Source organism: Bartonella sp. AP1QHHD, from assembly GCF_042196265.1.
Taxonomy (GTDB): domain Bacteria; phylum Pseudomonadota; class Alphaproteobacteria; order Rhizobiales; family Rhizobiaceae; genus Bartonella.
The window spans coordinates 1-10,960 of sequence record NZ_JBHIPW010000071.1 but is presented as its reverse complement, the minus strand read 5'-3'; the positions used below and the strand labels follow the sequence as shown (position 1 = coordinate 10,960).

Here is a 10,960-nt window from a genome sequence, read left to right as displayed (position 1 = left end):
ACCGTGTGTAAAATCAGTTTTAGCAATGACACCAGCAACTGCTGCACTTGCTGGCTGTTCTACAATTTTTCCATCACGATTTACCTTTACAAACGGATCAACGATAATAGCGCGCTTTGAATCAAAATCCTTTGCTGCGCTAAGGGCTGCTTCATCTGTTGTGTTGGGTGCATCAAGCACCACAATGGCGCGTAGGCGTTCAGCAATGCCAATGAGTTCTGCTGCTACGGGGTTGGCAGTCGCACCAGTTCCATTCTCTTCAATATTCACACTGGAAGGGCGTTGATGTGTAAAGCCTGGAGCGATGAGAATGCGTGGTGTTTGTCCTACAATGGACCCCGCTCCAATCAAAGCATGAACACCTTCATAAGCACCATTTGCGTTTACACCACCTAGAACATTGGTGAGTGTTGCATTTTCATTGTCACCCTCGTTCACACGGACGACAACGACAATGGCACCCACTTGCTTGAAAATGAGATCAAGGGCATTGGGTAGGGTGCCTTGACGCTTACCCGTTTTATCCAGTTTAGCGGCTTGTGAAAGAGAGCCTGCTACCAAAACCGGTGTGTTGAGAGGGAATGCTTGTTCATCGGCATCGGGTGCTGTACCAACAATCCCGATAACTGCCGATTGTACTGCGCGAAGGGGACGGGTGCCGTCGTCAACCTCGACAACTTCAACACCGTGTAGAAAACCTGTTGCCATACTTTATGCTCCTTTGAAATATTGGCTAATGAAATGAATGGGAAAAAATGAGAGGCGAAAGCCGTTCTTGAGAAAGGTTTGTTTTCAACAAGCACTTTCTTTTTATAAATATCTTGACTTAGTACCAAAATGGTACTAAGATTGATAAAAATCAGGATACACTTATGAAAATTGTTAAAATCTCCACACTTCAAACTTTTTGGGCTCGATATCCTGATGCTGAACAACCGTTAAAAGCATGGGTAGATGAAGCTAAAAATGCGCAGTGGCGTTCTCCTCATGACATTAAAGAGAAGTATAAAAATGCAAGCATATTAAAGAATAATCGTGTTGTTTTTAATATTAGAGGCAATGATTATCGTTTAGTTGTTTCAATCTTTTATCCAGCAGGTTGGCTTTATATAAAATTTATAGGGACACACAAACAGTATGATGCAATTGATGCTAATACTGTAGAACTAAAGGAATTTAAGAAATGAATATCAAACCAATTCGTACAGAGAGAGAGTATCAAGAAGCTTTAGAAATTGTGTCTGCAATGTTTGACAATCAACCTAAAGAGAATACTCCAGAATTTGATCAAATGGAGGTTCTTGTGTTGTTGATTGAAGCGTATGAAGCAGAACACTATCCTGTTTCTCCTCCTCACCCGATTGAAGCTATTAAATTTAGAATGGAACAAATGAACTTAAGTGCTAAAGATCTCGTTCCTGCGATTGGTCATTTAAATCGTGTTTATGAAATCTTGAGTGGTAAAAGAAAATTAACACTGCGCATGATTAAAAACTTGCACCAACAGTTCAATATTCCACTAGAAAGTCTGATAGCTTAGGTTTTATACTAATTTATTTTTTTGAAAGATTTTTAAGGGGTTTCAAAAGGTCTTCAAAGATCATTTAAAGACCCTTTAATATGTATTATTTCTCGTTTTAGAAATCGCAATTTGAGATAATAAGCTCTTGAGCCGGCATTGGATTATTTGAACCACATGTATAAGATGTATTCACTTCTTTTAGTTTAAATTGGCTAAAGGTTTTTCGGATCTCTGGCACATCATTGAGAGACAGAACAAACTTTCCCTTTAATTGTGCAAGCAGTGTGGACATCGTCTGGTAATCCTCTCGCTTAAACAAATCCTTGCCATAGCAATTCTCAACGCCCCAATAAGGTGGATCAAGGTAAAACAAGGTCGTTGGCCGGTCATAACGCCTGATAAAATCAAACCAATCTAAATGTTCAATAGTGACACCTGATAAACGCCGGTAAATAAGCTTTAAGAACCCTTCAAGTTTGAAAGAGTTAAACCGTGCACCACGGTGGGGATCAACTCCAAAGGTACGCTTTGCCACCTGCCCACCAAAACTCAACCGCTGTAGATATAAAAACCGCAAAGCTCGCTCTAAATCCGTAAGCGTCTTTGGATCTTGTAACGTAAAACGTTGAAACGCCTCACGGCTGCTAATCTGGAACTCCAACAGATCCATAAAAGGGTGATAATGGCGTTGCAACACCCGAAAAAAATTCACCACATCGCCTGAGCGATCATTGATGACTTCATATAAGGGAATCAATTTCCGCCTAAAGAATATTCCTCCCATGCCAACAAAAGGTTCGGCATAAGTGCGATGGGGAATGCCTTCAATGATTTTGATAATGGTTTTTGCCAACTTGATTTTGCCACCAACATAAGCGGCAGCTGGTTCTATAGGATCAATAGATTTTAATTTTTCTTTACAAAGTGTATCCATCATTTTTTAACACTCTTTCATCTATAGTAGCCATCTTCTCACTGTTTCCAAGTGATAAGAAGTGGCTGCGATGTTAAGTTGTGTTACATCGGGCGGGTGTTTCTCAAACTGTTCCCGTTGGCTGGACTACCAGCCCAGCCTCTATTTTTTCTTTCTTTCTTTGGTTTGGAGTTTCTAGGATAATTCCTGTGATATATCTGCTTGATTTCTCATAGCGATAGGTTATCAGAGCGGCTTGCCAAGAGCTGTTAATCTCTTTACAAAACTTTTGGAATAGAAGAGGGAGCACGCCGTGATTTCGGGGCTTCTTCTAAAGATAAAGAATGATTTTGCTATAGTGCGATAGAGAGTATTTACTTTTGTTGCCATTTTGCTCTCCAAATCAATAGAGAAACAATAACAACAAGAGCTGCCTTTCATAAAACTGACACTGTCAGTCAAAAAGCTCTTTAAAGGGCTTTAAAGGGCTTAAAATCATACAAGCCAGCTTATACAACAGCTATCCATTTGACTTGTGCTATTTTTAGTTTTGTATTTAATCTTTCCATAATCTTATGAGGACAGCGCCATCAGCTCCAGCGCCACTTGAAGAAGAATCGGCATGAGCACCAGCACCACCACCACCAAAACCACGCCCTGCTTTTCCCGAACTATAGGAACCTTTGCCGACTCCTCCAGAGCCACCACGTGATGTATCACCTCCAGCATCGCCTCCATTACCGCTTGTTTTACTCGTAATTCCATTCGTTCCAGCATAACCATTTCCGCCTTTGGCAATTCCTGGATGTTCATCCGTTGCTAAACCAAAGTTTCCACCTGTTCCTCCAGCACCGCCATCGCCTGAATAGAAGGAAGTATTATCTTTACCAAATCCCGTGTGAGTGCTAGAAGAGTAAGTACCCCCACCACCATGTCCTCCTGTCGCCGTAATAAAATTTTTGCCAACGGTTGTTGTTCCTCCAAACCTACCTTTTACATTCCATCCAGAAACAGAATCTCCTCCTTTACCAATTGTGATATTCTCATGACCCTTTAAACTCGCTTTATAACCATACCATACCGTACAACCGCCACCGCCGCCACCGCCTCCTAAGTAATAAGAATAACCACCCCCACCACTGCCGCCGCCACCCCATGCTTGGATTTCGACTTTTGTGTTATCCGTTACCCAATCGGGCCATTGAATTTTTCCATCCTGTGTATAGAGCAATTCAGCATCAGCAAGAGCCGGCCAATTCGTGATTTTATCGGTCAAATCTTTTTTAAGACTCTTTATCTGTGCCAAGATGGCTGCATCCACTTGTGATTTGGTATAAACAAGATCATCATCAACTTTAAGCGGTCCTTTAAGCGTACTTCCACTTGTGCTTAAACGGGTAACCACTTTCCTTTTTGGAAGACCGAAGAAGTCAGATGATACATTACCCAAGATCTCCAAGTCGTCACCCATGGTGACTTTACTGGTAAATTTATTATAACTTTGCCATTCATTTGGGCTGGCTAAGCGACCATAGCTTGTGAGATCTTGATTAATCTTGGCTCTAAAATCATCAAGCCCCACGATATCTTCGGTTTTATGTTGGTGCGCACCTAATAGTGAAACAGCACTGCCAAAGGTAAAGTTATTGTTGCTTGATTTATAGAGAACATAATTGTTGGCGGCATCTTTTGCGCCTTCGATATCGCTTAAATCGGCAAAAGTGAAGGTTTTATCCGCTGCCATTTTGCCATTGAGAGCGCTTTCTAGATTTGTGATTTCGCTTATGGTATGCGTGTGTTGTAAAGGTGCTTTTTCGTTTATCTTTTCCTCAACAGCCAAAAGAGCTTGATCAATTTTGGTCAAGTTTTCCCGCAAGATTGGGAATTCAGAACTGATAAAACGCCCCTCTTTAGGCAATTCCATGTCGAGTTTTTTGGTTTTGGTCATCTCTGTTCTCCCATCACAATATGCCAGCGCCAAAATCACTCACCATGGACCGCGCTGCTGGTCCACCGGTAAGAGTGAGTTTGAGGCGCGCTTGTTTGGCTGTTTTGTCACTGCTCACAAATTTTCGTTCTGTCCAAAGTGGTTCAGCGAGTTGTTCTGTTTCGTCAAGTTTCAAAGGGGTGAAACCACCATCATCTAGTTGCATCTCCAGTGAAAAGGTTGCACCACCCGGTAAAAAGGTTTTGATATAGCTCGTTAACCTTGCCTTTTCACCAAAGGCAAAAGCACGCGTGACATAGGTCGCTTCCTTATGGATCTTTCCCGCGATCAATTGAACAGGCGCAAATAACACCGGTGAGAGTTTCTCTGTTCCTTTAAGAATAGCGCGAAGCTTGATCTTTTCACTGATATATTCAGTAAGACTGAGCAATTGAAAGGGAAGGAGTTGATAAACCGTGCCGTTGTTTCTTTCAATTTCAAAGATGACAGAACAATCGCTTGAAGGCAACTCAATGGCTGCGCGTATTTGTAAATCAGAGCAGTCCACAAGATCAAAAGTGCCTAAATCGACAATCTTTTCTGTTTGCCTATAGCGGGCAGCGAGCACCCGAAAGGCTAAAGCCTCATCTTGATGGGCTGTCCAACTTTGTGCGTTAACAGAAGAAAAGCGTGGACCGGTCACGTAAGGGTGACTCGAGACATATCTCTGGTGTTCTGCATCAAAATCTCCAAGCTTTGCTAGTGAAACAGAATGATCCGCATCATCGGTTTTAATGACAAAAGCCGTTAAGCGGTCATCCATCACAAGGAGTGGTACATCATAGCGTGCTTCTGCCCAACCTAGCTTTGCGCCCTTCATAGAATAAAAGCTTTGCGCTTGAATATCGGCGGTAGGATAGCCGTTTTCTGTGGTCACCAAATCAATCACCAGATCATGGTTCTGATTGCCGATTTTGCAAAGATGAAAGTCAATACCGGTGATTTGCCGTGTTTCATCGGGGGTAAAAACTTGCGCTTGTGGGTCCACTTGCGTCCATATCTTCACCGTGGTGGTGCGCCGCATCACTTTCACATCAATCACGCCTTGACCGGTAAAAAGCCCCGTTGCAATGGTTTCACCTTTTCCCCTTGCCACAACGTTTTTTGTGCCAGCCGTAATATTTTGTGGAATCGTGAAAGCGCCCTCAAGGGTGCCCTTGCTATCGGCAATAAGGAGACTCTTTGGTAAAACATTCACACCATCAAAGGTAAGACTTTCCAAGATTTCGCTACTGCCAAAACCTTCAATTTTAAAGTGAAGGGTAATTTGTCTTAAAAAGTCGATTTGTTCTTGGTGTGTGTTGATGAAATTATCGCTTACTTCTGTTCTACGTATGGTACTGCCGCGATGTTTTCCCATAATGATTTGATTGGTGATACCCGAGAGCCAATCGGTGCGTTGTTCATGCCAAAAGTCTGTTGCGGGTTCAAGGGTTACTGTACCAGGCAGGGGTGCAAAATTTTGATAAGGATTGATTTTTTCGCAAGCCGTTGTCAACTCTTGCGCAATGATCACTTCATTTGTCCAGTCAAGGGTGACAGGCGCTTTTAAAGGAGCAGTATAGAATGTTGGGTCAATGGCAAGCTGCAAAATGCCGTTGCCTACAGCCCCCGTTTGTTGAAAGCCTTCATCTCTGTAACTATCATCAAGAAAAGGGTCTGCAAACATGCCTTTTTTGGCAACAGGTTCTTTAGAGTCAACATTGCTTTTAATCCGTTCTAATTGCATCAGACGGTCAAGCGAAAGCACCCGTTGAAAATAGCGCCACATTTCATCATAGGGGGCAACACGGGTGCCATCATTAACCACAACCGGCGTTTCAAGCCAATTGTTGGTAATGGTTGCAAGGGACAACACATCATCAGGGACACTGGGTGCCATGGGATGATCTACTGAGATACCTTTGATGTAAACCACATTGCCCCCTGTGTTCAGTCCTATGCGGTCAATGCGGGGGAGTTTGTAAGTGTAACTGACGATAATATCACCACCTTGCGCCCCACCTGAGACAGTGATTTCCTGCGCTGTTACTTTATCAGCCGTGATTTTTGCGCGATAGCGGTAAGTCACCTTATAGCTGCTCCCTGCTAAAGGTTCGTCTCCCACCGGTGCCCAATCAATGGTGTCTCCTGTTTTTTTAAAATCTGTGCCTTCTTTAAATTCCTTGCTTCCTTGAACGATTTTGATAAACGCGGTGATGCTTTTATCAGGAACACCATCACGCCCAGCGGCAACGGCACCACGGGTGACGTTAACGGTTTTTTCTTTTGTCAACAAAAGAGACTGAATATCGGCAATAGGAAAATAATAGGGTTTAAAGGTGAAACTTGTTTTCCCTTTTGGGGGCGCAAAAATATGCGTTTCGCTAGGAACAACGCTTGTCGAAAAATCCTCTGGCTCTTCATGGCGCAAAGCCGCTAAGCGTTTGCGTTTAAAGCCATTGATATTGGCTTCTCCTTCTTGAATACTAAACACTTGGCAACCATTATTTGCTCCCAATGCGCTCACACGGCAGCCACTCACGATATAATGCCCATGGGCGCGGTCGTACGTCGCAATAGCTTGCATGGCGGGTTCAAGCAGTGAGGGCGATTTTTGATCAATCAGAACACCATCTTGTAAAATATAAACCGGAAAGAAAGTGCCATTCTGCGCATCCTCTTTCAGTGCCCAAACAAGCTGTGCTGTTTCGCGTGCCGCTCCGGGCTCTCCTTCTGCTAAGGTACCAGGGACTTGCCCCAAGAGCTCTGGATCATCTTCGTGTGTTATCCATTTTTTTTGCAGCTTCACACCAATTTCCAAGCGCCCAATCATGGCAACATTGTTGAGTACAGCTGGTGCAACGGGGAAAATATCGCCGGCAATATAAATCTTGCCATCCGTTAAAGTGACGGTCCTTGTGTCTTTGTTGACAAAAGCATCAGCCCGTTCAACGCGGTCTCCTTCTTTTGCCACAAGGCGCCCCAAGCGGTCATGCCGCCCCCTTATAATGGTTTGAACCTCATTGAGTTCACCACTTTGAATAAAGGGACGCGTGCCATAAAACACCACGCTTTGTTGTTCCTCTTTGCCGCGAGATCTGTCAATTGCAAAGGGTAAACCACTTTCATGCTTCATATTAAAACCTCAATAAAATCTTGAATTGTTCGCGAACATCGGCACGCAAAGAAATATTGATGGGTGTTTTGAGTATCTCGACACCACCATTCAGTTCATTGACGTCACACCAAAGCTTTCCAAGGGGGATATCTTGTTTGGGAATGCCGTGAACGAGAATAGAAACAAATGCTGCTTGTTTGCCATCAACATCGTGAAAATCTGTGCGTGCTGCCAGAAAAAGCGCCGTGCCCATCGAGGAGGGCTGGAATCTGCCGCCACAATGGCTATACACACCATCCAAAGCTTGTTCGACAGGCGCTACAGCATAGCATCTGCGATACCCAATCACGCTATTTTGGCTGTCTCTTAACATGAGATAAAGCGTGCGACCATGAAACCATTCTGCCATAAGCATATCGCGTTCATGTTTTTTGACCGAACACCACGGAAAATTTGCCAAATCCCAAGGATAATCAATTTGGTTCCAGCTTAACTCCTCGTCAAAGTCATCTATCCAATTACCAATAAGCCTGCCTTCTTCTCTTGTGAGCGTGTGATTGATCTCTGTTGTGCGCCCAAAGGAAAACAAAGTGCCCCCAGCTGTTAAGCGAACACCGCTTTCATACTCCAACATGCTGTCATCAAGGCGTGACATATTGCATTCAACAGCTTGCACATCATACCCCGCAACACCACGACGAAAATCGGAGCGCAAACTTTTGGAGAGATCTGTAATCGCTTCAATGGCTTCAAGCTGTGTTCGTTCAGGCAACTGATCAAAATCAAGTTGAAAGGAGTTCCACCATGCTCGCCCCGTCCAAGCGGGTATAAAGCGTGCCGAAATCTCTAGCCATTCAAGCCCCATCTCTATTGCCGCAAGTGAGCCACGTATCCGCTGCCATTGAAGCCCTTGATCAATCAAATCATAGAGGTTTGGAACATAAGGTGTCAGTTCACCAAGCCCGTATTCTTCAATCAACCACGGCAAGAAACGGGGAGGGCGTGTGATCAGTTTTGCGCGTGAAATCCCCAAAACAGAACCATCAATATCTTGATGAAAATCGCAAGCATCAGCAAGGCGCTTTTCAAATTCCGTCGCGTTTGTGGGAAGGAGGGAGCCAACCATTAGCGCGCCCGCCCTTTAAAGTTTAAGGTGATTTTGCCAATCGATAAGATTTCTTCATCACAAACCATACTGTCTTGTGTTGGGGTAATGGCAATGACTTTCTGAACACCAGGGATCATCAGTTTTGAAATCCACCACGAGAGGCTTAATTCACGACCAATGGCTTGTTCTTGTTTCCAAGCCGTGCGTAAATTTGTTTCCATTGTTGTGAGAATTTTCAAAGATGTTTCTGGTAACAGCCAAACATCTGCTTCTAAATCCAGCACTTTTTTGACAGCAGCGTGAACAATGATTGTATCATTGGTCATGATGATATTTTTTCTGTGAAGAGCTTGTGAAACTGCTTGTATGAGATCTTCAGAGGCTGTTCCTTCTTCATTATTACCAAAAAGAGCAACATAGATGGTTGGGTCTTTGCCTTTACGATAGATAATGGCATCTTTCACTCGACTATCGGCTGTTAAGGCGATAAGTTTGTAATAGGGTTCTGTTCCACTTCCGTTTCCTCCACGGGCATGAAGCTGTATGCGTTCACGATATCTCTCGTCACTTTCACCCTCCATGCGGGCAAGACCATGCCAGTTTCCCAAAGCATCAAGAGATTCACCGGTTGCAAAATCAAGAATGTTGTTGCGTGCTGCCTCGTTAATACGCTGTCTTAAAAGCAACTCTCGATAGCTAAAAGCCTCTATGACTTTTACGGCCGGATCACTTTCAAGAATGGTATATTCAGGCAAAAGCTCTTTTAAATGGACAAGAGCAGCAGCGCGTATTTCTTCAAAAGAAAGTTCTGTGATGATGTCTGGTTTTGCAAGCACTCCATTCATTTTATCAATAATCCTTCCATGGTAATGGGCTTGCCGGATGGCAAATAAATGCCTTCAAAGGATAAAGAAACGTGTCCATTCTCACCCCTTTTAAAATCAATTTTTTTCAATTTAAAACGCGGTTCCCACTTGTCTAAAGCCTCAGCAACAGCAGCATAAAGAGCAACAGCAAAAGCATTATTAACCGGTGCATCAATGAGTTCAGCAACACGTGAACCATAATCACGCCGCATTACACGCGAACCAATCCGCGTTAACAAAATATCAAGGATTGATTGACGCAAATGATCAATGCCGGTTAATGGCTTTCCCGTTGTGCGGTCCATTCCACTGTTCAATTGGGACCTCCTGTCATAGAACCACCAGGGGAAACACCGCCATGAACATGTGTTGCTCCTACATTGGTGCCGTTATGTCTTAATCCACTTGAATGAATGGAAACATTATTTCCAGAATGAAGAGAGAGACTATCATTCGAATTCAGTGAAATGCTACTACCTGCCTTCAAAGAGATGCCGCCTTTTGCGTTTAAATTTATATCGCTTTCTGAAACAATCTTTATGCCATCTGGTGCGGTAAGCTCTAGCTTGCCACCATCACCTTTTAGTGACACACCATCAGCGATTGTCAGGATAAACTTTCCGCCGGATTTGATGTGAATTCCATAAGTGTTTTGTTCATCATCATATTCAAGGCTGGTTCCATCAGGGTATATCGTTCGGTGAATGCTGCCCTTATCGGCTGCTTGATTAGCATCTGTATGAAGTGAACCAATAATCACCCCTTGTGATAAATCCCCTGATGACGAGATAACAACTACTTGCTCTCCAACATCGCGTCCTTCATAAGAACGTGTTTTACCGGCGCGGGCTTGGGTATCTGGAATCCAGTCACTGACAAGATTGCCACTTTTTACCCGATAGCGTGCGTTTTTATGGTCGACATGGCTAATCTTCCCCACCACAACCATATTGGCCACACGTCTCTTTAGATCTGTGATTTCTTTATCGCGTCGCTCTAACATGTCCACCTTCAATTTTATGGTATTTGTCTTCGTTTCCCACACCTGTTTCGGGTTTAAAACCGACAAGGGGTTCAACGATTCTTGCTGTTACACTGCCTTCTTCTTCATTCATGTTGGGGATATTTGTCACATAAATGACTTCAAAGGTTAAAATTGCACCGTGGAGTGCTAAAGCGCCATTATCACCAAAGGCAAAAGCAATATTTTGCAGGCGGCATGTTTCAACTGTGTTGTTGAGATTGGGATTAGCGTAGAAAACCTCCTCAACTTCCCATGCTAATTGGTCAACAAAACGCGCTCCATCTTCACATGTCGCATAACATTCAACATCTAGCGTTAAAACACGCCGTCTTAAGCCAAAATCATGTCCATCTTCAATTGTTTCACTTTGTGTTGAGATATTAATAGCTGGCATTGCTTCAATAAATAAATTGAAGTCACGCATATTGAAAACATTGTCA

General features: G+C 43.5%; 11 protein-coding genes. 2 read left to right on the top strand and 9 right to left on the bottom strand.

The features are described from left to right. Nucleotides 1-708, bottom strand: a 708-nt coding sequence (locus tag ACFIME_RS06705) for a phage tail sheath subtilisin-like domain-containing protein (protein ID WP_375684693.1), incomplete at its 3' end; no start/stop codon positions are given. A 164-nt stretch (nucleotides 709-872) separates the two neighbouring features. Here ACFIME_RS06705 and ACFIME_RS06700 point away from each other — a divergent pair. Both ACFIME_RS06700 and ACFIME_RS06695 read left to right on the top strand, forming a co-directional pair. Then, nucleotides 873-1,187, top strand: a complete 315-nt coding sequence (locus tag ACFIME_RS06700) for a type II toxin-antitoxin system HigB family toxin (protein ID WP_317993618.1) — start codon at nucleotides 873-875, stop codon at nucleotides 1,185-1,187. Then, on the top strand, nucleotides 1,184-1,540 hold the full coding sequence (locus ACFIME_RS06695; RefSeq protein ID WP_375624310.1) for a type II toxin-antitoxin system HigA family antitoxin: 357 nt from the start codon (nucleotides 1,184-1,186) through the stop codon (nucleotides 1,538-1,540). The genes ACFIME_RS06700 and ACFIME_RS06695 overlap by 4 nt, the downstream gene beginning before the upstream one ends. A 97-nt stretch (nucleotides 1,541-1,637) precedes the next feature. Here the strand turns inward: ACFIME_RS06695 and ACFIME_RS06690 are convergent, their stop codons facing one another. The 8 genes from ACFIME_RS06690 to ACFIME_RS06655 all read right to left on the bottom strand — a co-directional run. Then, complete coding sequence (locus tag ACFIME_RS06690; protein ID WP_375657859.1) at nucleotides 1,638-2,456, bottom strand: DNA adenine methylase; 819 nt, start codon at nucleotides 2,454-2,456, stop codon at nucleotides 1,638-1,640. A 535-nt stretch (nucleotides 2,457-2,991) separates the two neighbouring features. Continuing rightward, entirely contained in the window at nucleotides 2,992-4,383 is a 1,392-nt protein-coding gene (locus ACFIME_RS06685; protein ID WP_375684692.1) for a Bgr_08870 family protein, read from the bottom strand. Nucleotides 4,384-4,396: 13 nt separating this feature from the next. After that, entirely contained in the window at nucleotides 4,397-7,540 is a 3,144-nt protein-coding gene (locus tag ACFIME_RS06680) for a DUF4815 domain-containing protein (RefSeq protein WP_375684691.1), read from the bottom strand. 1 nt (nucleotide 7,541) lies between these two features. Then, nucleotides 7,542-8,648, bottom strand: coding sequence for a phage tail protein (locus ACFIME_RS06675; RefSeq protein WP_375684690.1), 1,107 nt, complete (start codon nucleotides 8,646-8,648; stop codon nucleotides 7,542-7,544). Beyond that, nucleotides 8,648-9,475, bottom strand: coding sequence for a baseplate J/gp47 family protein (locus tag ACFIME_RS06670; RefSeq protein WP_375684689.1), 828 nt, complete (start codon nucleotides 9,473-9,475; stop codon nucleotides 8,648-8,650). Before ACFIME_RS06670 ends, ACFIME_RS06675 begins: the two co-directional genes overlap by 1 nt. Continuing rightward, entirely contained in the window at nucleotides 9,472-9,813 is a 342-nt protein-coding gene (locus ACFIME_RS06665) for a GPW/gp25 family protein (protein ID WP_375612353.1), read from the bottom strand. Before ACFIME_RS06665 ends, ACFIME_RS06670 begins: the two co-directional genes overlap by 4 nt. After that, nucleotides 9,810-10,499 carry a phage baseplate assembly protein V gene (locus tag ACFIME_RS06660; protein ID WP_375684688.1) on the bottom strand — a complete coding sequence of 230 codons (690 nt, stop codon included), beginning with the start codon at nucleotides 10,497-10,499 and terminating at the stop codon, nucleotides 9,810-9,812. Before ACFIME_RS06660 ends, ACFIME_RS06665 begins: the two co-directional genes overlap by 4 nt. Next, on the bottom strand, nucleotides 10,480-10,960 hold a 481-nt coding region (locus tag ACFIME_RS06655), incomplete at its 5' end, for a hypothetical protein (protein WP_375684687.1). The genes ACFIME_RS06660 and ACFIME_RS06655, both read right to left, overlap by 20 nt.